The sequence below is a fragment of the Acinetobacter sp. IRS14 genome (assembly GCF_034650275.1).
GTDB classification, from domain to species: domain Bacteria; phylum Pseudomonadota; class Gammaproteobacteria; order Pseudomonadales; family Moraxellaceae; genus Acinetobacter; species Acinetobacter oleivorans.
Genome location: NZ_JAOVFN010000009.1, coordinates 124,681 through 146,062, shown reverse-complemented (window position 1 = coordinate 146,062; position 21,382 = coordinate 124,681). Strand labels below are relative to the sequence as shown.

At 38.9% G+C, this 21,382-nt stretch carries 22 protein-coding genes; 6 read left to right on the top strand and 16 right to left on the bottom strand.

Annotated elements, in window-relative coordinates; translation table 11 throughout:
- Positions 1-179 precede the first annotated feature (179 nt).
- Positions 180-701 carry a chromate transporter gene (locus ODQ17_RS10915; protein ID WP_009388239.1) on the bottom strand — a complete coding sequence of 174 codons (522 nt, stop codon included), beginning with the start codon at positions 699-701 and terminating at the stop codon, positions 180-182.
- Positions 701-1,261 (bottom strand): chromate transporter, encoded by a 561-nt coding sequence (locus ODQ17_RS10910; protein ID WP_013198158.1) that lies wholly within the window; start codon positions 1,259-1,261, stop codon positions 701-703. The genes ODQ17_RS10915 and ODQ17_RS10910 overlap by 1 nt, the downstream gene beginning before the upstream one ends.
- A gap of 101 nt (positions 1,262-1,362) precedes the next feature.
- On the opposite strand from ODQ17_RS10910, the gene ODQ17_RS10905 reads away from it, so the two are divergent.
- The gene (locus ODQ17_RS10905) at positions 1,363-2,265 is read left to right on the top strand and encodes a LysR family transcriptional regulator (protein WP_322903573.1); all 903 of its coding nucleotides are present in this window, start codon (positions 1,363-1,365) and stop codon (positions 2,263-2,265) included.
- A 61-nt stretch (positions 2,266-2,326) separates the two neighbouring features.
- On the opposite strand, the gene arsH is transcribed toward ODQ17_RS10905, so the two are convergent.
- The 4 genes from arsH to ODQ17_RS10885 are packed head-to-tail and all read right to left on the bottom strand — an operon-like array spanning position 2,327 to position 4,891.
- Positions 2,327-3,040: an arsenical resistance protein ArsH gene (arsH, locus tag ODQ17_RS10900; RefSeq protein ID WP_322903571.1), complete on the bottom strand. Its 714-nt coding sequence runs from the start codon at positions 3,038-3,040 to the stop codon at positions 2,327-2,329.
- On the bottom strand, positions 3,027-4,073 hold the full coding sequence (gene arsB, locus ODQ17_RS10895) for an ACR3 family arsenite efflux transporter (RefSeq protein WP_322903569.1): 1,047 nt from the start codon (positions 4,071-4,073) through the stop codon (positions 3,027-3,029). Before arsB ends, arsH begins: the two co-directional genes overlap by 14 nt.
- 10 nt (positions 4,074-4,083) lie before the next feature.
- A complete protein-coding gene (locus ODQ17_RS10890; protein ID WP_322903567.1) occupies positions 4,084-4,557 on the bottom strand; it encodes an arsenate reductase ArsC in 474 nt (157 codons plus the stop codon).
- Between the two features lie 4 nt (positions 4,558-4,561).
- A complete protein-coding gene (locus ODQ17_RS10885; RefSeq protein WP_322903565.1) occupies positions 4,562-4,891 on the bottom strand; it encodes a metalloregulator ArsR/SmtB family transcription factor in 330 nt (109 codons plus the stop codon).
- Positions 4,892-4,975: 84 nt separating this feature from the next.
- On the opposite strand from ODQ17_RS10885, the gene arsC reads away from it, so the two are divergent.
- The gene (arsC, locus tag ODQ17_RS10880) at positions 4,976-5,404 is read left to right on the top strand and encodes an arsenate reductase (glutaredoxin) (protein ID WP_322903564.1); all 429 of its coding nucleotides are present in this window, start codon (positions 4,976-4,978) and stop codon (positions 5,402-5,404) included.
- A 68-nt stretch (positions 5,405-5,472) separates the two neighbouring features.
- Here the strand turns inward: arsC and ODQ17_RS10875 are convergent, their stop codons facing one another.
- The 3 genes from ODQ17_RS10875 to ODQ17_RS10865 form a co-directional block, all read right to left on the bottom strand.
- A complete protein-coding gene (locus ODQ17_RS10875) occupies positions 5,473-5,634 on the bottom strand; it encodes a DUF1427 family protein (RefSeq protein ID WP_000784879.1) in 162 nt (53 codons plus the stop codon).
- A 57-nt stretch (positions 5,635-5,691) separates the two neighbouring features.
- The gene (locus ODQ17_RS10870) at positions 5,692-7,566 is read right to left on the bottom strand and encodes an amidohydrolase (protein ID WP_322903562.1); all 1,875 of its coding nucleotides are present in this window, start codon (positions 7,564-7,566) and stop codon (positions 5,692-5,694) included.
- Positions 7,567-7,675: 109 nt separating this feature from the next.
- Positions 7,676-8,362, bottom strand: coding sequence for a hydrolase (locus tag ODQ17_RS10865; RefSeq protein WP_003651277.1), 687 nt, complete (start codon positions 8,360-8,362; stop codon positions 7,676-7,678).
- Between the two features lie 197 nt (positions 8,363-8,559).
- Between ODQ17_RS10865 and ODQ17_RS10860 the strand changes: the two genes are divergently transcribed.
- Positions 8,560-9,450: a LysR family transcriptional regulator gene (locus tag ODQ17_RS10860; RefSeq protein WP_013198164.1), complete on the top strand. Its 891-nt coding sequence runs from the start codon at positions 8,560-8,562 to the stop codon at positions 9,448-9,450.
- Between the two features lie 40 nt (positions 9,451-9,490).
- Here ODQ17_RS10860 and ODQ17_RS10855 read toward each other — a convergent pair whose 3' ends face one another.
- Positions 9,491-10,240 (bottom strand): GntR family transcriptional regulator, encoded by a 750-nt coding sequence (locus ODQ17_RS10855; RefSeq protein WP_322903558.1) that lies wholly within the window; start codon positions 10,238-10,240, stop codon positions 9,491-9,493.
- 396 nt (positions 10,241-10,636) lie between these two features.
- Here ODQ17_RS10855 and ODQ17_RS10850 point away from each other — a divergent pair, with 396 nt between their 5' ends.
- A complete protein-coding gene (locus ODQ17_RS10850) occupies positions 10,637-12,106 on the top strand; it encodes an NCS1 family nucleobase:cation symporter-1 (RefSeq protein WP_322903556.1) in 1,470 nt (489 codons plus the stop codon).
- Positions 12,103-12,837, top strand: coding sequence for an aspartate/glutamate racemase family protein (locus ODQ17_RS10845; protein ID WP_322903554.1), 735 nt, complete (start codon positions 12,103-12,105; stop codon positions 12,835-12,837). Before ODQ17_RS10850 ends, ODQ17_RS10845 begins: the two co-directional genes overlap by 4 nt.
- 66 nt (positions 12,838-12,903) lie before the next feature.
- Here ODQ17_RS10845 and tauD read toward each other — a convergent pair whose 3' ends face one another.
- Genes tauD through tauA form a run of 4 tightly spaced genes read right to left on the bottom strand, consistent with a single transcriptional unit; the run spans position 12,904 to position 16,504 of the window.
- Positions 12,904-13,785, bottom strand: coding sequence for a taurine dioxygenase (gene tauD / locus ODQ17_RS10840; RefSeq protein ID WP_322903552.1), 882 nt, complete (start codon positions 13,783-13,785; stop codon positions 12,904-12,906).
- Positions 13,786-13,793: 8 nt separating this feature from the next.
- Positions 13,794-14,663: a taurine ABC transporter permease TauC gene (gene tauC, locus ODQ17_RS10835; protein ID WP_002114284.1), complete on the bottom strand. Its 870-nt coding sequence runs from the start codon at positions 14,661-14,663 to the stop codon at positions 13,794-13,796.
- Entirely contained in the window at positions 14,660-15,454 is a 795-nt protein-coding gene (locus tag ODQ17_RS10830) for a taurine ABC transporter ATP-binding protein (RefSeq protein ID WP_322903549.1), read from the bottom strand. The genes tauC and ODQ17_RS10830 overlap by 4 nt, the downstream gene beginning before the upstream one ends.
- 9 nt (positions 15,455-15,463) lie before the next feature.
- A complete protein-coding gene (gene tauA, locus ODQ17_RS10825; protein ID WP_199942230.1) occupies positions 15,464-16,504 on the bottom strand; it encodes a taurine ABC transporter substrate-binding protein in 1,041 nt (346 codons plus the stop codon).
- A gap of 441 nt (positions 16,505-16,945) precedes the next feature.
- On the opposite strand from tauA, the gene ODQ17_RS10820 reads away from it, so the two are divergent.
- Positions 16,946-18,130 (top strand): hypothetical protein, encoded by a 1,185-nt coding sequence (locus ODQ17_RS10820; RefSeq protein ID WP_322903546.1) that lies wholly within the window; start codon positions 16,946-16,948, stop codon positions 18,128-18,130.
- Between the two features lie 61 nt (positions 18,131-18,191).
- On the opposite strand, the gene ODQ17_RS10815 is transcribed toward ODQ17_RS10820, so the two are convergent.
- Together ODQ17_RS10815 and ODQ17_RS10810 are read right to left on the bottom strand one after the other, a co-directional pair.
- A complete protein-coding gene (locus ODQ17_RS10815; RefSeq protein ID WP_322903544.1) occupies positions 18,192-19,658 on the bottom strand; it encodes an MFS transporter in 1,467 nt (488 codons plus the stop codon).
- A gap of 194 nt (positions 19,659-19,852) precedes the next feature.
- On the bottom strand, positions 19,853-21,244 hold the full coding sequence (locus ODQ17_RS10810; RefSeq protein WP_004642499.1) for an LLM class flavin-dependent oxidoreductase: 1,392 nt from the start codon (positions 21,242-21,244) through the stop codon (positions 19,853-19,855).
- Positions 21,245-21,382: the final 138 nt, after the last annotated feature.

Here is a 21,382-nt window from a genome sequence, read left to right as displayed (position 1 = left end):
CTGTTTTTACTCCAATGCATCCAAATTCTTTCAATAGATGCATAGTACGTTAAAAAATAGAATAGGTGAAACAGTATGTTTTTATAGATTTGATCGGTTTTTTAGATTTAATTATTATTTACTTAAATCAAAAAAAGCCAACCTGAACTCATCCAGCGCAAGTCGGCAAACTGGTTAAACTAGAGTAAGACTACACCAAATACCGCCCCAGCAATTAAGACATGCAAGGGATGAACTTTTTTAATTAAAGATAATAAAGTTGCAATGACGACCATAATGACAAGTAAAGTATTTATTGCCGCTGCCTCAGAAATAATCCACGCACTGGCAAGCACAGTTCCCACAGTGACAGGTTGTAAAGCAAGCTGTAAAACACGGCGCCATTTCTTATCTTTAAATTTTGACCAACCTCTCATTACAAACACAGTAATAATTGATGAAGGTAAAAATTTAGCAGTAGACGTTACCAGTAGACCTGACAACCCTGCTACATGCCATCCTACCAACGGTACAATCATCATGTTTGGACCGGGTGCTGCTTGAGCCATGGCAAATAATGCACTAAATTCTTGTGCCGTCATCCAATGATGAATATCAACCACTTGGCGTTGCATTTCAGGCAAAATTGTATTGCCGCCACCAAATGCAATAAGAGACAATTGAGTAAAAATGATGGCTAAAGTAAGTAGAACTGCGCCCATTACACACGTCTCCAAATAATAGTTGAATAAAGTGCCAACAAAATCAGCATGGTCAAAAGCAAGGAGATTTTTAGAAAAGCAATGCTAACAATTGCTGCCACAACAACACACATCGCTATTGGGTTACGTAATAAAGGCTTAAGCATTTTCAAACCTGTTGCCACCAAAAGCCCTGCCGCTGCTGCTCCCAGCCCTTCAAAAAGATGCTTAACCATAAGGTTATCTTGGAACTGCTCATAGACATAATGTAAAAGTACAACAATTATCGTAGGCGCAAGGATCAACCCAATCAGTGAACTCACCGCGCCACGGACACCGCGAAACTCCATGCCAATCGCTACAGATAAATTAATGATATTGCCGCCCGGTAAAAATTGACACAGACCCAGTAACTCAGTGAATTTTTCAGGACTTAGCCACTGCCTTTGCTCTACAACGACTTTACGCGCTAAAGGCAATACACCACCAAATCCGATTAAACCTAATGTTAAAAAACCTAAAAACAGTTCTGTGCAGGTCGGTACGGTCTCCTTCTGCACAGCAATCTCAACATGGTTCATTTTCGTTACTTTTCACTTTATCTGACCAAAATAGAATGCTACTTTTATGATATATCTACAAATGCTTTTATTTTCACTAACCATACCCTAAAGGTATTCCTATGCTAGATTTACATAAGCTTCATGCCTTTGTGGTGGTAGTAGAAGAAAAAAATATCACGCATGCAGCAAACCGATTATTTATTCAACAGCCGCCTTTGACGCGTTTACTCAAAAAGCTTGAAGAAGAACTCGGTACACAGTTACTTATTCGCCAGCCTCGTGGTATTGAACCCACAGAAGCGGGTTTAGCCTTATTTAAAGAAGCACAACTTTTATTAGAACATGCCAGACATATTCCAAAATTAGTCCAAGATGTTAGCCAAGGTAAAACTGGACAACTCAATATTGGTTTTACAAGTTCCGCAGGTTTGCATCCGCTCATTTCACTCGTATTACGGTCATATCGAGAAATATATCCAAAGGTACTAACCAAACTTGAAGAAGCAGGCAGCCAAAAACAATTAGATCGATTAATCTCAGAGAAACTTGATATCGCTTTTTTAAGAGCACCCATCAGCCGTGATATTGGGCTAAAGCATCTTCATATATTAGATGAGCCAATGGTAGTGGCATTACCAATGGGCCACCCACTTACACAAAAAGAAAAAATTAGCTCAAATGACTTATCAGATGAAAATTTTGTTTTATACCGTCGTTCTTCAGGACAAGGTTTATATGACAATATTTTATATAGCTGTTATCAAGCAGGCTTTAGTCCACGCATTATTCAGGAAGCACCTCGTCCTACTGCAACATTAAATTTAGTCGCTGCTGGAATTGGTATAACGATTGTGCCAGCCTCAATGCATAACTTTTGGGAACATGAAATTGTATATCGTGAGTTTGATGACTCTATAAAAATGAATGCGCCTATTTACTTGATTACACGTGAAAATGAAAATTCAGCGAAAGTTTCAAACTTTATTGAACTATTGCAAAAACTTTTGCCCACAATGGCCTGAGTGCAAAATCTAGGCAATAAAAAGTGCTCTAATGTGAGCACTTTTTATTATCATCAATCTACTATTTTTGATTAATTCGTTTAGATAATTCTTCTGCAGATTCTTTACGTTCCGAATAACGATCTGTCAGATATTGTTTTTGTCCACGTGTTAATAAAGTGAACTTATAGAGTTCCTCCATTACATCGACAATTCGATCATAGTAAGAGGATGGTTTCATACTTCCATCTTCTTCAAACTCTAAAAAAGCTTTAGCAACCGAAGACTGATTCGGGATCGTAATCATACGCATCCAGCGTCCTAAAATGCGCATTTGATTCACAGCATTGAAAGATTGAGAACCTCCACTAACCTGCATAACAGCTAATGTTTTACCTTGTGTTGCACGAATTGCTCCGCCAGCTAGGGGAATCCAATCAATCTGAGCTTTTAAAATCGAACTCATTGCACCATGACGTTCTGGTGAACACCACACCATACCTTCTGCCCAAGCTAAAAGCTCATGCAACTCTTGCACTTTCGGATGATCTGTTTCTGCATCCTCAGGTAAAGGTAAACCTTTAGGATGAAAGATTTTGACCTCCGCACCTAAATATTCAAGAATTCGTCCAGCCGTCAACACAGCAAAACGGCTATAAGAACGCTCACGATTAGAACCATATAGCAATAGAATGCGTGGTGGATGTTCAAGTTGCTGTGCTTGCACTTGTTCAAAGGTAGGCTTATCTAAAAGATTTAATGCCAAATTGGATAAATCATTGTTAAGACTGTTCATGTGAGAAATACTTTTTCTTGAGCCAAAGAGAAACTGAAACGAGTGAAATTAAAACCGGAACTTCAACCAATGGTCCTATCACTGTGGTAAATGCTACAGGTGACGCTAAACCAAATGTTGCAATCGCAACCGCTAAAGCTAACTCAAAGTTGTTGCCCGCAGCGGTAAAGGAAATGGCTGTGGTACGTGGATAGTTATTCCCCATACGTTTACTCATAAAGAAGCTAATGAAGAACATCACCACAAAGTAAATCGTCAGTGGGATTGCAATACGTAATACATCTAAAGGTAAGCTCACCACATCGCCACCTTTTAGGCTAAACATCGCCACAATGGTAAAAAGTAAAGCAATTAAACTAATCGGGCTGATTTTTGGTAAAAATTTAGTTTGATACCATTCCAAACCTTTCGACTTGACTAAAATCAAACGCGTCAAGAACCCCATTAAGAATGGAATACCTAAGTACACCAAAACCGCATGTGTAATAGTCCAAAAATTCACATCAATGACTTGCCCTGCCACGCCAAAATACGGCGGCAAAAAGGTTAAGAATAACCATGCATAAGTGCTAAAGAACAGAATTTGGAAAATGCTGTTAAAAGCAACCAACGCTGCGACATATTGGTTATCACCACAAGCCAAGCCATTCCAGACCAATACCATTGCAATACAACGTGCCAAGCCAATCAAAATAAGACCAGTCATATACTCTGGATAGCTATGTAAGAAAACAATCGCAAGGATAAACATTAATACTGGAGCAATAATCCAGTTCTGTACCAACGATAAAGTTAAGGTTTTCTTATCTTTAAATACTTCTGGTAACGCAGCATAATCTACCTTTGCTAAAGGCGGATACATCATTAAAATTAAGCCGATTGCGATTGGAATATTAACGTTATCCACACTCATTTGATTCAAAGAAACCGAGGCCTGAGGAAAAAAAACACCTATTGCCACACCTAAACCCATGGCAATAAAAATCCATAGCGTTAGGTTCCGATCTAAAAAAGAAAGCTTTTGCTTAGTCATCTCGGCTCTCTTACTCAATATTAGAGATTTTATTAATCTCAGCAATCAAATGTGACCGATTTAAATGTGCCACATCTAAAGCAAACAAGGCATCTAAACGACGATTAATATGATTCACTGTATCTTGAAAAGCTTTGAGTTTTTCTTCTTTTGGCAAATCAAGATGTGATGGGTCACTCAGTCCCCAATGTGCTTTGATTGCGCCACCTAAATAAAGTGGACATGCTTCTTGAGCAGCAGCATCACAAACTGTAATCACAACATCTGGTTGATATTGTTCACAGTCATCAATAGTTTTACTCCATAAGCCTTCTGTTGAAAGACCTAAATTTTCAAGCGTTTCGAGCGTGAGTGGATGTACCTGCCCTGATGGTTTACTGCCAGCACTGTAAGCTTTCCAACCTTTTGGTGCACGACTGTTAAATAAAACTTCTGACAAAATGCTACGGCAACTGTTTCCAGTGCATAAAAATAAAAATTTCATGTTTTTACTCACAATAAGTAGAAATTGACGAAAACTGTGAAGATGATTGATTCACTAAACTTTCATCTTGGTTTCCTATAATTTTCAAAACTTCAACGGCCCAACTTGGTAAATCAGGGTTGACACTGTAATACACCCATTGCCCTTGCCGCGTGTCTAGTAAAATACCGTGGGTACGCAGTAAAGCTAAATGTCTGGAAATTTTAGGTTGGCTCAAATCCAGTTGTTCAGTTAGCTCACAGACACAAATATTTTGTTTATTTAGAACTAATTTAAGAATTTTTAACCGAGTTTGGTCAGATAGACATTTAAAGAAATCGACTTGGTTGATCATATCTTCAACAGAATATATTCGTTATTGCAAATATACGGATATCCATATATAAATGCAATATCTTAATTCGACCCTGAATTTACCATGACTGAGCTAGTGAAGATTTACCATAACCCTGCTTGCGGAACCTCGCGAAATACATTGGCACTTATTCGTCATGCTGGGATTGAACCCAGTATTATTGAATATTTAAAAACACCACCGAGTAAAGATGAATTGATTCAACTCATTAAGGATTCAAACTTAACTGTACGTAAAGCCATTCGTAAAAATGTTGACCCATATAAAGATTTAGAGATAGAACAAGACAACTGGACCGATGAGCAGTTAATTGATTTTATGGTTCGGTACCCAATTTTAATTAATCGCCCATTCGTGGTTACACTAAAAGGCACACGACTTTGCCGCCCTTCTGAAGTGGTGCTCGACATTTTAGATTCAAAAAACTTAGGCTATTTTGCAAAAGAAGATGGTGAAGTGATTATTGATGAACAAGGTCGTCGTATAAAGTAATTGAAGACACTTATTAATATAAAAAGCTAAATGGCACGACACCATTTAGCTTTTTTGAATGAAACGGATTAAAAATAGGATTTGATAAAAGGAAGGAGTTGCTCTCCTATTACCATGCCTAATAATCCAACTAATGCAACAAGAGGTGGAGCTGGTGACTTAACATTTAAAACGTAATATAAGACACCAACGAGCAACCCTACAGCCAAAGATAACAAGTACATTTTCATCGTACATACCTTAGGGAAGCAAGCCATTTAACGAGGCAGGTTCCCAAACTGTTTTATTTAAAATGCAAAACAAGAACACCCGAGTGCACCCCAGAAAGACTTTTTATCTTTATCATTTACAGGAACATCAAGCATCCAAGAGTGACTATGCCCATGCATGCCACAACTGCTAGCACATTCACACAATGCACTTTGTGACTGTAATGATTGATTCGAAGGGGCATTACGATTTTCAGATAAACGCCACTGACCGCCAAAGCGTTTTACTGGCGACCATGTTGGAGATGCTGGTGGTAACGGTGGATCGTCTTGCTTAAACTCTGCACCTGCATATACCACTTTTCCACCTAAAACAGTGAGTACAGACTCAATCCACTGGATATCTTCTGCTTCAACCTTGAAGTAGTCATCGGACAATACGACCAGATCAGCAAGCTCACCTGCTGTGAGTGATCCTTTGACATCTTTTTCACCCGAGAACCAAGCCGAACCTTTAGTCCAGAGTTTGAGTGCTGTTTGGCGATCTAACAGATTTTTTTCATCATAGAGTGGCAAACCACCAACTGTTTTACCCGTACTTAGCCAATACAAACACACCCAAGGGTTATAGGATGCAACACGAGTCGCATCTGTCCCAGCACCCACAGGAACACCAAGTTCTAACATTTTCTTAACTGGTGGCGTTGCCTGAGCAGCTTCGGCGCCATAGCGTTTTACGAAAATCTCACCTTGATATGCCATACGGTGTTGAATGGCAATACCACCACCCAACGCACCAATACGTTCGATATTACGCTCAGATACAGTTTCGGCATGGTCAATAATAAATCGAGTTGCAAACGGCTGTTTTGAATTTACTTTCTCAAAGACATTGAGCAAACGATTAATACTTTCATCATAGGTTGCATGAATACGGAATGGCCATTTCTTTTCAGCCAAGTGCTCTACAATGGCTTCGAGTTCACCTTCCATTTTTTCCGGTAAATCCGGACGTGGCTCATAGAAATCTTCGAAGTCACCCGCTGACCAAGTCAGGTTCTCACCTGCTCCATTCATTCTAAATAACTCATCACCATCACCCGGAAATGTCATTTCTGTCCAACGGCGATAGTCATCAAGCTCTTGGCCTGCCTTCTGAGCAAATAGGTTATAAGCGATTCGCACTGTCATTTGATTTTGATCGTGTAATTGCTTAATCACATCATAATCTTCAGGATAGTTTTGACCGCCGCCACCCGCATCAATTGCTGAAGTAATACCTAATCGGTTCAACTCACGCATGAAATGACGAGTTGAATTGACTTGGTCTTCAACTGGCAATTTTGGTGCTTTCCCTAAGGTCGAATATAAAATCATAGCGGATGGCGTTGCGAGCAAGAGACCTGTTGGCTCACCCTTTTCATCTCTTACAATCTTGCCACCCGGTGGGTCTGGCGTGTCTTTATTAAAGCCTAATACATCAAGCGCAGCTCGGTTCAACAAGGCACTGGCGTATAAATGTAAAACGAATACAGGAGTATCTGGTGCAGCTTTATTAATTTCTTCTAAAGTCGGTAAACGCTTTTCAGCAAACTGAAACTCGGTCCAACCACCTACTACACGAACCCATTGCGGAGCTGGCGTATTATCTGCTTGGTCTTTAAGTAAGCGTAATGCATCTGCAACGGATGGCACACCTTCCCAGCGCAGTTCCATATTGTAATTTAGGCCACCACGAATAATATGCAGATGACTGTCATTTAGGCCCGGTATAACGCGACGGCCATTTAAGTCTACGACTTTGCTTGTAGGTGTTGCGAGCTTCATAACCTCATCATTTGTACCCGTACGTACGACTTTACCATCTGCAATCGCAATCGCTTGTACTTCGGGGCTCTGAGGATCTAGTGTTGTGATTTTACCGTTTATGAGTATGAGGTTTATTTCGGTCATTCTGAACTCCATTCTTGTGAATTATCGTTCTAAAAAATAAAGGCATATCTGTATTAATATCACTTAAATATTGAATACTAGACATGCCTTTACCTAAATCAGTACTGTTTTATTTTGCAGGAACTGGTGCAAGTACTTCGTGTTTTGATGTTGTACGTTCAGGCGCCTTATGTACCATCGTATAGGCATAGTCCACACCCATACCGTAAGCACCAGAATGCTCACGTACAATTGCCATAACTGCATCATACGTATCACGGTGTGCCCAATCACGTTGCCATTCAAGTAAGACTTGTTGCCAAGTTACTGGAACAACACCTGCTTGAATCATACGTTGCATAGAATAATCATGTGCCTCTTTCGATGTACCACCAGAAGCATCGGCAACCATATAAATTTCATAATCGCCTTCAAGCATGGCACCAAAAGCAAAGGTGTTATTGCACACTTCAGTCCACAAACCTGAAACAATCACTTTCTTACGATTATTTTTTGCAAGCGAATCACGTACTTTTTGGTCATCCCATGAATTCATTGAAGTACGTTCTAGTAATGGAGCATCTGGAAATACATCTAAAAGTTCTGGATAGGTATGACCAGAGAAGCTTTCAGTTTCAACCGTAGTAATAGTGACAGGAATATTGAATGTTTTAGCTGCTTTTGCTAATCCTACCGTATTATTCTTTAATACTTGGCGATCTATTGACTGTACCCCAAAAGCCATTTGTGGCTGATGATCAATAAAAATAACCTGACAATTTGTTGGTGAAAGTTGTTCTAAAAGTGACTTATTCATGGGTAAACTCCATTATTCCTTATGAGTAATGCATTAAAATTGCTTACTGGTCATTATCAAAACAGATAAAAATGTAAAAGCATAGACAGCAAATCAGCACGAATCTGTATGCTGTACGAATACAATAAAATCAATGATTGCTTTTTAATTTTTATAGTTTAATCATTGATATATATTTTTTTAACTTTTGCTTAACCATGGATCGATTAGACTGTATTTCCACTTTTGTAAGTGTCGTAGAACATGGGAATTTTAGTAGCGCAGCCAGAGCACTCGACATCTCACGTGATTTAGTGGCCAAACGTGTTTGCTACCTCGAAAATGACCTAAAAACTACACTGTTAACCCGAACCACAAGACAGATGAACCTCACCTCTTGTGGAGAAAAGTTTTATCAGCATAGCAAAGTCATTTTAAGTGAGTTTGAATGGGCTGCCTACGAAATTAGCTATAATCAGCAGTACCCAGAAGGCGAACTCAAGCTCAATACGCCGATGTCTTTTAGCAATATTTTTCTTCAAAATATCATTTCAGACTTTATTGAGAAATATCCCAGCATTAAAATTGATCTATTCATGACTGATCAACTACTAGACATGAATAATAATAAATTTGATTTAACCATTCGTGTAGATGGCTCCCCTCCAAATTTGGCAAATAGTAAAATATTAAATACCTACCAACGATATTTATATGCAACACCTGAGTATTTCAATCAGCATGGATTACCAGCCTCTTTAGAAGAACTTAAAGATCATAAGTTTTTAATTTATTATCAAGATAGCCGACATAAAAAACTGATTTTCCAAAAAGATCAGAAGGAAGTGTCTTTCAATTGCTTCCCTGTGATGACCTGTAATAATGGTGAATTATTATTAGATATGTGCTTGAAAGATCACGGTATCGTCTTTCTTCCAGAGTTTATTGCAGAGCCTTACTACAAAGAAGGTAAATTACAGAAATGTTTGGAGGACTACACTAGTCAGCCACTTCACTTATATGTCACATGGCCAAACCGTAAAATTTTATCGAAGAAAGTAAAACTATTTATTGATTTTTTAACGCATCAAATCATTCCTATAAAATAACCAATCTGGGCCTTTTCCATAGGAAATGGCCCATTATTTTTTAGTTAGTTTGAATGGTTTCAATTTTCTTATTTTTAAATAAATTTAATAAATTTTGCTCTGCTGTTGCTGTGCTGTCTTCTTCAACAAATGTCGTCGCGTAGTGTTCTAAATGCTCTTCCATCAATTGGGTGGCTCGTTTTTCATCGCCTTGTTCAATTGCATCTAAAATTGCGCGATGTTCATCTGCCGAACAATTATTATGTTTTGGAATTTCATATAACCCAATTAATAACGAAGTCCTTGCAATAAGCGTCTGCAAATAACTGGTCATAATCGTATTTAGATTTGCTTCAATCAGCTTTAAATGAAATTGACCTGATAACTTAATCCACTCGGCCCAATTTCCAGCTAAACGCTCATGAGACTCTTGATCTACTAAACCTCGAAGCTCACTAAAATCTAGGCTATGTGACTTTTGAGCTAGCTTTTTTACAGTGGCGATTTCAAGCATGCTACGTGCTTCAAAGACCTCTTTTGTTTCATGAGCACTATGTTTTGCGATGAGTGCTCCACGATTGGGCTGAATTTCGATGACCTTATCATGAGCAAGTTTCACGAAAACACGTCTTAACACTCCTCGCGTTACACCGAATGCTTCACACAAAGGTGCTTCTACTAAACGTGCACCAGGGGCAAGTTGTCGATTTAAAATAGCATCTACAATAGCGTTATATATATGGTCATCAATTTCATCATTACTCATTTCTACGGCTTTTTTTGGTGCATTCGATGGCATTGATTTCTCCATTTTTATTAATGCCTCCTCTTTTTAAAACTTTATCTAATGACAATAGTGTAAGTTTAACTTAAGCGTTTTGGAATATTGCTCTTATTTTCACACCATCTATACTGAGCTGAACGATTCAATATTAAATCTCTAAATATCCACTTATACACCTCAATTTACTTACTTTTTATAAAAAATTAAGCACTTCCCATTTTATAAATCTGTCTCTTCATATCCAAAATCCATACCAGTTTAAATAACTCATAAGCGCTACTTCGTAAATTTGGCATAACTTTTGCTCAATTAATATTGTGCACAATTTAAATATCACATTGTACACAATATTAATTTCATTCTTTTAGACAGAAAAACAATGCTGCTGAAAGTGCCTCCATCTTAAGGAAGTGAGTGTTCAAGATGAATAATACCGAAGCAATAATTAAACCTTCTTATGATGCAAAACTGACAAATCAAGACTTAGCTCCTTTAAAAAAACAAACATGGGGCGCTTATAATATTTTTGCTTTCTGGATGTCTGATGTTCATAGTGTCGGCGGTTATGTCATGGCTGGGAGCCTTTTTGCACTAGGACTCAATAGCTGGCAGGTACTTTTATCTTTACTCATCGGCATTGCCATAGTTCAGTTTTTTACAAACTTGATTGCCAAGTCTAGCCAACAAACTGGTACGCCCTATCCTGTTATTTGCCGCGCAACCTTCGGTGTGCTTGGTGCAAATATTCCTGCTGTTATTCGTGGGCTTATTGCTGTCGCATGGTATGGCATTCAAACCTATTTGGCATCAAGTGCTTTCTTATTGGTCATTTTAAAGTTCTTTCCAGAATGGTCAGTCTATGCCGATGTTTCAAATTACGGCTTTCTTGGACTTTCCTATTTAGGATGGGTTGGCTTCATGCTGCTTTGGCTACTTCAAGCGATTGTTTTTTGGTCTGGCATGGACAGCATTCGTAAGTTTATTGACTGGGCAGGTCCGGCTGTCTACGTTGTGATGTTTGCGATGGCAGTATGGCTCATCTGGAAAGCTGGCTGGCAGAATATTGATTTAAACTTGAGCGGTGTTCAATACGATGGTTTTGCGGTTGTACCAGTTATGATTGGGGCTATTGCGCTTGTTGTTTCATATTTTTCAGGGCCTATGCTGAACTTTGGTGATTTCTCTCGTTATGGCAAAAGTTTTAATGCCATTAAAATGGGGAACTTTCTTGGACTACCGATTAACTTCTTAGGCTTTTCTTTACTAACTGTGGTGTGTATTGCAGCAACGCTTCCAGTCTACGGCAAACTCATTACAGACCCTGTCGAGATGGTTGGAAAACTGGATAACACCTTTGTGGTGATTTTAGGCAGCTTGACCTTAATGATTGCCACCATTGGGATTAATATTGTCGCTAACTTTGTTTCACCTGCATTTGATTTTTCTAATGTTTCACCGAGCAAAATTAGCTGGCGCATGGGTGGAATGATTGCAGCAGTAGGTTCAATTTTCATTACCCCATGGAATTTGTTTAATAACCCTCAAGTGATCCATTACACCATTGATATTTTAGGTGCATTTATCGGTCCACTTTTTGGCGTTTTGCTCGCCGATTTTTACCTCGTTAAAAAACAAAAAATTGTGGTAGATGATTTATATACCTTAGATACGAAAGGTTTGTATTGGTACAAAAATGGTTATAACCACTCTGCCTTTTATGCCTTAATTCCAGCTTCATTAATTCCTATTCTATGTGTGCTGTTACCACAATTATCTGCTCTTGCTAATTTCACATGGTTTATTGGGATGGGATTCGGTTTTGTCATTTACCGATTTCTTAACCAACCGCTTGCCCATGCTAAATCGGCAATGACTAAGGCAAAAGTACAATGAAAATTAAAATTATTAACCCCAATACCACTCAAAGCATGACAGACAAAATTGCTGCATCAGCAAAGATAGTCGCAGGTTCTGACACTCAAATTATTGCAGTAAGTCCTCAAATGGGCCCTGCTACGATTGAAAGTTATTATGATGAAACATTAAGTGCAGTAGGTGTGCTAGAAGAAATTCGCCAAGGTGAATTTCTAGGTGTAAATGCTTATGTTATTGCCTGTTTTGGTGACCCTGCGCTTTATGCTGCCCGTGAAATGACTTCAGCGCCTGTGATTGGGATTGCCGAAGCAGCTATGCGAACTGCAAGTTATGTAAGTACTGGTTTTAGTGTGGTCACAACTTTACAACGCACAGTGAATATGAGTTGGCATCTGGCTCATCGCTATGGGGCTACACCATTTTGCAAAAATGTTCGAGCTTGTGACATTGGAGTTGAAGAGTTGGAGCTTTCTGACTCAGATGCTTATCGAACCATACGAGATGAGTGCAAAAAAGCACTAGTAGAAGATAAAAGCGATGCGATTGTTTTGGGCTGTGCAGGTATGAGTGATTTATGCCTAAAACTACAAAACGAATTGGGAGTGATTGTTATTGACGGCGTTGCAGCAGCAGTTAAACAAGCTGAAATGTTAGTTCAGTTAAATTTAAAAACCAGCAAAGTTGGTGATTGGGCATCACCTCCCGCAAAGAGTTACACAGGCATATTGTCAGGATTTGGAATGCGCTAAAGAGCTATTGTTTCAATTCCAACTCAAAACGCTGCGTTGGAATTGAAACGGCTGAAAACCAAAGAATTAAACTTCGGCTAACTCTGGCTGTTGTTCACTTTTATAAAATGGCACATCACCGTTAATGGTTGCACGGTGCATGATGCGATGAGCATCGCCATAATCAAATAATGCTTTATGTTGCGTACAACGGTTATCCCAAATCGCGATATCACCATCTTGCCACTTCCAACGCAAATGAAATTGCTCTTGGGTCGCATGTTCAAACAAGAAATTAAGTAATTGCTCACTTTCTTGTTCAGGTAACTCATTAATTCGAGTGGTAAAACCCTCGCTTACAAACAACAAAGGCTCACCTGTAACCGGATGGGTACGCACCACTGGGTGAACCACTGGTGGATTACGCTTAAATGTTTGCAAAAGCTTTTCACGTTCTTCTTCGTTATGAGCAAAACGCTCAAGTGGAAAAGACTTACGAATATCGTGTGTTGCAGTTAAGCCACGCAATTTTTGCTGTAACTCAAGCGAAAGCCCTTTAAAAGCTGCTGTGTTGCTCGACCACAGGGTGTCACCGCCGACAGGTGGAATTTTAATGGCTTGCAACACACAACCTAAAGGTGGATTTTTACTAAAAGTCACATCTGTGTGCCAAAGTTCATTGTCACGCAAGTCTTGTTTCCAACTGTCGAGCACCATCACCTCAGGTACATCTTCAATTGAAGGATAAATCGGGTGCACATGTAAGCTGCCAAAACTGCGTGCCAAGTCTGCTTGTGCTTGTGGCGCTAATTGTTGCTTTCGAAAAAAAATGACCTGATGATCAAGCAAAGCCTGCTGGATTTGTTGCGTTGTCTGTTCATTTAACGCATTCAAATCAATATCGTGAATAATTGCGCCAATGGTAGGCTTGATCACTTCAATATTTAAGTTTGCTACTACTGTATTCATCTTCTTTACTACAACTGCTGACCATACCAAGGAGAAAACTGTTTTTGTAACCAACGTAAAAACAGCTCAAAACTAACTGCGACAATCGCAATCACAATAATGCCCAGAATCACCGTATCGGTAATTAAGAACTGTGCTGCCGATTGCACCATAAAACCAATACCACGGTCCGCTGCAACCAATTCTGCTGCAACTAATGTTGACCAACCCACCCCAAGACCAATACGAATACCGGTAATAATATGAGGTAAAGCTGTTGGTAAAATGACATGCCAAAATACTTGTGCCTGACTTGCTCCTAACGACAGTGCAGCACGTTCACGATTAAGCTGATGGCTTAACACACCATGCGCACTACTAATAATGACAGGCGCCAAAATCGAGAAGAAAATCAAAAGTACTTTTGTGGTTTCACCAATACCGAACCAAATTACGAGTAAGGGTAAATAAGCTAACGGCGGAATTGGACGTAATAATTCAACCAAAGGATCTAGAACAGCGCGAACCCATTTGTTCAGGCCCATCCATAAGCCCAGTGGTACACCAATCACCACGGCAGCAATCAAAGCTAAAAATACACGAGAGATACTAGCGGCCAAGTGTTGCCACAAAGTAGCCTTCATAAAGCCTTCTTGGCTGACCGATATAAATTTTTGCCAAACTGCCTGTGGGCTCGGTAAAAACAGTTCAGGTACGACATGCAAAGCAGTAATGAGGAACCAGAGTGCAACCACACTTCCCACACTAATTATGCTAACTGCCAAAGTACGATGCTTTTCAAAAAATGACGATAGAAATGAAGCATTTTCTGTTTGCACATCTGGCTTAAGTTTTAGCCCTGCTTTGTCATATTCATAGACGTTATCTTTAGTACTCATGTGGTTAACGCCTCCTTACCGCTTTGCTTTTGTGCCCTTAAACTTTCAAATAACTGCTCTCTGAGCTGAATAAATTGAGAGTCCGATTTAATTGAACGAATAGACTCGCCCTGACGATATCGATTAGCAAAATCGAGATGTAGAGTTTCTACAATTTTGCCTGGATGCGCTGTCATCAGAACTAACTGATTGCTGAGCAATAATGCTTCTTCAATGTCATGAGTAATTAAAAAGAAGCTTTTATTTTGTTGAATCCATAAATCGAGCACTAACTGCTGCATGTTTTCACGCGTAAAAGCATCTAATGCCGCAAAAGGTTCATCTAATAAAATAAACGGCGCGTGGCTGATCAAAGCTCTGGCAATACCAACACGTTGTTTCATACCACCGGAAAGTTCCCAAATATTGGCTTTTTCAACGTGACTTAAACCTACAATTTTTAAAATTGCATTCACTTGTGCTTCGATATCTGCGCGCTTTAAACCTTTTAACTGCAAAGCGAAGCCAACATTATCTGCAACATTCAACCAAGGAAGGAGTGCATGATCCTGAAACACGACAGCGCGGGTTACATCTGGTCCATTTACCACTTCATGATTTACAAGCACATCACCTGAACTCGGCTTTTGAAACCCCGCCAAGATATTAAGCAAAGTTGTTTTGCCACAACCTGACTCGCCCAAAATGACGGTTAAAGTACCTTCTTCAATGGTTAGGTTAATGTCTTGTAAAACTGGCTTTTGCTGTTTAGGAAAAGTCAGATGAATATGTTTGGCTTCTAGTACACTCATGACAACTCCTTAAGGCTGCAAAAATGAAGAATTCACATTGCCTTTATAATCGGCTTTAAGTTGATCGACCTTGCCCTGACCTTTTAAGAACTTCGCTGTATCAAAAATATTTTGCGCAAATTCACCATCTAACGTTTGTTTTTGCTGAGCGTGGTCTAGGTAAATATTTCCACTTAATAAAAGTGGGATATCTTTTGGATCAGAACCTGTAAGCTGCGCAATTTTTTGCACGTTATCGGCATCTTTAACGTAAGCGGCTGGATCTTGATTATATTTTTCAAGCTGCTCAAGCGTAGTTTTAACAAAAGCTTTTAAGAAATCAGGATTTTTCTCTGCAAAATCTTTACGCACAACCCATAAGTCATAAGTTGGAGCACCCCATTCACCCACTTGTTTTGAGTCGGTTAAAACCGTACCAGATGCTTTGGCTTTACTTAAAGCAGGTTCCCACACATATGCTGCATCAATATCACCACGTTCCCAAGCAGCTGAAATTTCAGGTGGACGCAAGTTAATAATTTTTACTTTGTCTTCTGGAATGTTCCAATGTTTAAGTGCCGACAAAAGGCTGTAATGGGTTGTTGAAACAAACGGTACAGCAATGGTTTTGCCAATTAAATCTTGAGGAGTTTTAATGCCTGATTTATTACTTACCACTAATGCTTCAGATCCACCAAGTTTTGATGTAATTAAGAATACTTCAATCGGTAAATCACGGCTTGCCGCAGCAGCAAGTGGACTTGAGCCAATATTGCCAAGTACGACATCACCTGAAGCAAGTGCGTTTACAACGTCTGAACCCGCATCAAATTTTTTCCATTGAATGTTACGTTGGCTATGTTTTTCATATTCCCCATTGGCCTGCGCAACTTTGCTTGGGTCAACCCCAGTTTGATAAGCAATGATGACAGGTTTACTGTCGCGAACTGAAGCACTTGTATTATTGTCTTTTTTATTTTGCCATACGATAAATGCAACAATTGCTACAACCACAATTGCCGTGATAATCAACGGTTTGGTCTTTGTGCTCATAATTTCATGATCTTTCAATAATATAAGCTCATGGTATGCAGCTGGCTTTATAATGAAAAATAAAAAAATATGAGTTGCTTATCTATTTTTGATAAATAACTTTTTCATATAAGTTTTTATCTTTTGGTAAAAAGCAAATATCAACCAAACTTACAGATTAGCCATAAAATTAAAATACTTATATATCAATAATTAAAAAGGATATTCAAAAAACACATGATGAGAAAAACCTGACATACCTACTCTAATTATTTTATCCTACTCATTTCGTCATTTTTATTTTTTGCTTATTGCATCCAGAGTTTTGCATCTAATTAATTTTCATTCTTTTATATAAAGTTCAGATTTTATTATCTTTTTATCTTAAAACTTCTGCAAATATTAAGATTTGAACAAATCTTTTTCTGGTTTATACATGACGCAAATTTAATTTTTATTTTTAAGAGGAGAAAAATTCTTTTGTTTAAACATTCTCAATTTTTGAAAAAAACATTAATTACAACGTCTTTGATTACATTCAGCCTTTCAAGTCATGCGGCTCTTACCTTTGGTAATGCTGAAGAAGGTCAACTTAAAGTGAGTGGTACTGTTCGAGCTAAATATGTTTATGACTTTGACTCTGATCCCACTACCAGTAAATTTTCGTTTAATGACGCGGTATTATGGCTAGATTACAACTCCCCGAAATGGATTGGCCGCCTAGATTATCGGGTTTATGAATATTACGGACGTTTAGGCGATGCCAATTGGCTTACCGATGCGTGGTTGGGTTATAAAATTAATGACAACAGTAAAATTATTGCTGGCTTAAACCCAGTTCCTTTTGGCTTGGGTCGCTTTTGGGGAAATACTTATTATTTAGGCATTGCCAATAGTGCAGGTTGGGAAGATGTACATAACCTTGGGGTGAAATATGATTTCAATGATGGAATCAATGAAGCACAACTCGCCTTTTATCCTACCGATGGTGGCACCTATAGAGGTAAAAGCAAAGACTCGAGTCGATTTAGTATCAACCCTGTCAATGCGGATGACTCTGTACCACAAGGCACCAATACTCAAGAAAAGAACTCTATTGTTATTCGCGGTGCTCATACCTTTAAAAATGTCTTAGGCCAAGAAAACTTCTCTACCCAACTGGGCGCCTCTGCATGGTATTCCACTATTGAAAATAAGCGTTCAGGGCAAGATGGCGATCGCCAAGTCTATTCAGTTTTTAGCAATACCAATTATAACCAATGGAATTTACAGCTTTTGACTGGTTATCAAGACATTGATAATGCTGACACTGAATATAAAGACCACCTAACTTTGGGCGGTTTCGATTATTCATTTAACTCGGCAACCAAAGGTCAGATTTATTCAGCCGAACTGAGCTATTTATTTCCTCAGCAATTTGGCCCAATTACCTCTGTTCGCCCGTACTTAAACTATAGTTCTTATCGAAAAGAGCAAGATGGCTTTAAAGACTCCACCCGTTTTATTCCTGGCATTGCCTTTAACTATCAAAAATTGACGGTACAAGCCGAGTTGCTGATGGGTAAACATGACCCATATTTAGGCGATAGCGAAGGCCTTGCGGCTGGTGGAAGCAATGATAAATGGAACAAAAAAGCGTTTGTGATTTTTGCTTATTACTTCTAACTCCAAGAACAAAGGCCAACAATTGTTGGCCTTTGTTTTCATTTAGATATCTAGTTTTACTCTAGTCGATTACTGGTGAATTATTGAGAGGAAGTTCTGCTTTATCTTCATCGATAACATCGACATCTTGGGCGGTAGGCTCAAACTTAATCAGTAGTCCAATCACAATCAAAGGAATAAACGCAAAAATAGAAATAATCAGGTAAACATCAGTTTTATATCCCGCCATCCAGATCGGTAAAACAAACAAAGCAATTGCTTGGGCAACACCCGTTACCGCACGGTTAAAGCCGACACCAACGCCACGAATCGAAGCTGGATAAGCCATAGTTGGATAAACCATCATTTGTGCCCCAGGCCCAAAGCCTTCAGCAAAAAGCCATAAACCTAGCATGCCAATTGCGGTATAGAGTAAAAAGCTATTACCGGGTTCACCAATGAATGCCAAGGCTATAAGGGCTATAAACTGGAGTAAAAAGCCTGTAAGCAACACATGACGAGATTTAAATCTGCTAGCAACAAATACGCCTAACAGCCCGCCCGTAAATGCAAACAATAAATTAAGCCCGAGTGTTGTAGTAATGGTCGTCAAGACATCGGTATGAAAGAAACGCGTTAAAATAGAAGGTAAAAAGAAGGCAATCGTCGTGTACTGAAATGCCACCGAAATGTGAATCACAATTGCCACAATCGTTCTTGGCAAATAGGTTTTATTAAATAAAACTGCAAAACCCTCGCGCTTTTTCTTTTCAGCAGTTCTTTCTACTTTTTCAACTGTAGCGACTGCATGAATCGCATAGGACTCTTGTAGAACTTTAGCCGCACCTTTTAAATCGCCTTGGTTTGCAAGCCAAATGGGTGATTCAGTTAAATATTTACCGCGAATAAAAATAATGAGTAACGCTGGCACTGCTCCAAAAATTAAAGATGCTCGCCATAACCAGTTGCTATGCTCAGGGGGTAAAAGAAAATAAAGCGCGAGAACTAGACCAAAACATACCGAAGAAGCGGCATACCACATTGGGCACCATGCTGCTAAACGCGCTGCCTTGTTGCTACTCCCGTTAAATTTAGAAAACTCAGATAAGTATGACATTGCGACAGGCAAATCAATACCAACACTAATTCCCATAATAAATCGGGCTAAAATCAACACCCAAACATTTGGTGCAAAACCAGCGACAATTGCCGCAATGACAAACAGCACCATATCCGCCATAAAGACCCGATAACGGCCGATTTTATCTGTCAGCCAACCACCAATCAAGTTTCCAACAATGGTTCCGCAGACAATTGCTGAAGCCACCACACCAGTCATCACAGGGCTTAAAGAAAACTCTGAGATAACTTGCTCAATACCAAAGGACAACGTTGTTAAATCATAGGCATCAATAAACACCCCAATTAGTGCCAACCAAATAACTTTATTCGATTTACCCTTCCCTGCAAATTTGGAAATTAATTGTGAAACATCATCGGGAGATTTAATTTCATAACGATGGTTATGATTGAGTTCTTGTGTGCTCACTTAATAATTCCTAAACTTTAATAACAGGAACAAAATAATGATTATTCACATAATACAAAAACAAATTAATCTGATGTTTTAATCTCAATTATAGAATTATCTTTTCATTATTAACTCAGCAGTAAAATCGATATAAAAAGACAAAATAAAAGCTGGTATTTAACCAGCTATTTATTTAAAGGTTTTCCAAAATATTAACTCGCTTCAGCAAGTTTTAACTCTTTTAGATTACGATATTTTGCACCGCGGTGATTTTCAGGTAAATATGGCCCAGCACCAAATAGTTTTTCTCTTAATGTTCCTTGTGCATAAGAGGTTTGATATACCCCTCGTTTTTGCAACTCTGGAACAATAAACTCAACCACATCGGCAAAGGTTTGATGAGCCAAAATATAGGCCAAGTTAAAGCCATCAATATCGGTATCTTCAACCCATTGCTGTAGAGCATCTGAAACTGTTTCTGCCGAACCCACTAACACAGGCCCATTACCACCTAAGCTGTTCCAGTTTGCAATTTCTTCAATGGTCCAAACACGCTCTGGATCCGCATTTACATAAGAATCTAATAAAGATTGAATCGCGTTGGTTTGAATATATTCAACTTTATCGGTCGGTTGATATTGTGAAAAATCGACACCTGACCAGCCAGACAGCAATGTTAAAGCGCCATCATAGCTTCCATAGCTTTGATATTCTTTAAACTTAGCCTGAGCTTTTGCATCGGTTTCATCAGTGACAATCGACAAAAGTGCATAAATTTTGACAGAGTACGGGTCGCGACCTTCTTGAGCCAATTTCTGGCGAATACCCTGTACCACTTTTTTAGTGGCGATTTTAGACGGCGCTGCTATGAATACGCACTCGGCATTTTGACTAGCAAACTTCTGTCCGCGTGAAGATGCACCTGCTTGGTAAAGTACTGGTGTTCGCTGCGGTGATGGCTCACAAATATGGATACCCGGTACAGTAAAGTATTTACCCTCGTGCTGAATTGGATGCACTTTTTTATGGTCAGCAAAAATACCGCTTTCACGGTCACGAAGTACCGAACCTTCTTCCCAAGACCCTTCCCAAAGTTTGTAAAGGACTTCTAAATATTCATCAGCAATATCATAACGATTGTCATGATTAACCTGAGTTTTTAGACCCAAGTTTTTCGAACCACTTTCCAAATAAGACGTCACGATATTCCATCCAACTCGCCCTTTGGTTAAATGGTCTAACGTGCTAATACGTCTAGCAAAAGGATAAGGGTGTTCAAAGGAAATAGAGGTCGTGACACCAAAGCCCAAGTGCTTTGTGACTGCTGCCATCGCTGGCACAATCTGTAGTGGATCATTGACAGGGACTTGTACCGCACCTGTTAAGGCATGTTCAGCACTTTGATGATAAACGTCATAAATACCAAGCACATCTGCAATAAAAATACCGTCAAAAAAACCACGCTCAAGAATTTGTGCTAAATCTGTCCAATATTCTAAATCTTTATATTCAACAGATCGATCTTGAGGATGTCGCCATAATCCAGGAGATTGGTGGGCAATACAATTCATTTCAAAAGCATTAAAACTAATTTTCTTAGTCATAAAATATTCGCCAGCATTTTATTTATTTTTATACTAAAGCAATTTTTACATTTTCTTTATAATATATACCCCAAACAAAATACGATTTTATTCTAATAGATTTTTATAATTTAATTTAAAAAATCAAAATAATATTAA

Coding starts and splice junctions, on each gene's coding strand:
- arsB (WP_322903569.1), bottom strand. CDS start 4,073: ATGACTAAGCAAAAGCTTTCTTTTTTAGATCGGAACCTAACGCTATGG.
- ODQ17_RS10875 (WP_000784879.1), bottom strand. CDS start 5,634: ATGAAAATGTACTTGTTATCTTTGGCTGTAGGGTTGCTCGTTGGTGTC.
- ODQ17_RS10910 (WP_013198158.1), bottom strand. CDS start 1,261: ATGAACCATGTTGAGATTGCTGTGCAGAAGGAGACCGTACCGACCTGC.
- ODQ17_RS10915 (WP_009388239.1), bottom strand. CDS start 701: ATGGGCGCAGTTCTACTTACTTTAGCCATCATTTTTACTCAATTGTCT.
- ODQ17_RS10845 (WP_322903554.1), top strand. CDS start 12,103: ATGAAAATTAAAATTATTAACCCCAATACCACTCAAAGCATGACAGAC.
- tauC (WP_002114284.1), bottom strand. CDS start 14,663: ATGAGTACTAAAGATAACGTCTATGAATATGACAAAGCAGGGCTAAAA.
- ODQ17_RS10860 (WP_013198164.1), top strand. CDS start 8,560: ATGGATCGATTAGACTGTATTTCCACTTTTGTAAGTGTCGTAGAACAT.
- ODQ17_RS10855 (WP_322903558.1), bottom strand. CDS start 10,240: ATGGAGAAATCAATGCCATCGAATGCACCAAAAAAAGCCGTAGAAATG.
- ODQ17_RS10885 (WP_322903565.1), bottom strand. CDS start 4,891: ATGATCAACCAAGTCGATTTCTTTAAATGTCTATCTGACCAAACTCGG.
- arsH (WP_322903571.1), bottom strand. CDS start 3,040: ATGAACAGTCTTAACAATGATTTATCCAATTTGGCATTAAATCTTTTA.
- ODQ17_RS10870 (WP_322903562.1), bottom strand. CDS start 7,566: ATGACCGAAATAAACCTCATACTCATAAACGGTAAAATCACAACACTA.
- ODQ17_RS10890 (WP_322903567.1), bottom strand. CDS start 4,557: ATGAAATTTTTATTTTTATGCACTGGAAACAGTTGCCGTAGCATTTTG.
- ODQ17_RS10905 (WP_322903573.1), top strand. CDS start 1,363: ATGCTAGATTTACATAAGCTTCATGCCTTTGTGGTGGTAGTAGAAGAA.
- ODQ17_RS10810 (WP_004642499.1), bottom strand. CDS start 21,244: ATGACTAAGAAAATTAGTTTTAATGCTTTTGAAATGAATTGTATTGCC.
- tauD (WP_322903552.1), bottom strand. CDS start 13,785: ATGAATACAGTAGTAGCAAACTTAAATATTGAAGTGATCAAGCCTACC.
- ODQ17_RS10865 (WP_003651277.1), bottom strand. CDS start 8,362: ATGAATAAGTCACTTTTAGAACAACTTTCACCAACAAATTGTCAGGTT.
- ODQ17_RS10850 (WP_322903556.1), top strand. CDS start 10,637: ATGAATAATACCGAAGCAATAATTAAACCTTCTTATGATGCAAAACTG.
- arsC (WP_322903564.1), top strand. CDS start 4,976: ATGACTGAGCTAGTGAAGATTTACCATAACCCTGCTTGCGGAACCTCG.
- ODQ17_RS10830 (WP_322903549.1), bottom strand. CDS start 15,454: ATGAGTGTACTAGAAGCCAAACATATTCATCTGACTTTTCCTAAACAG.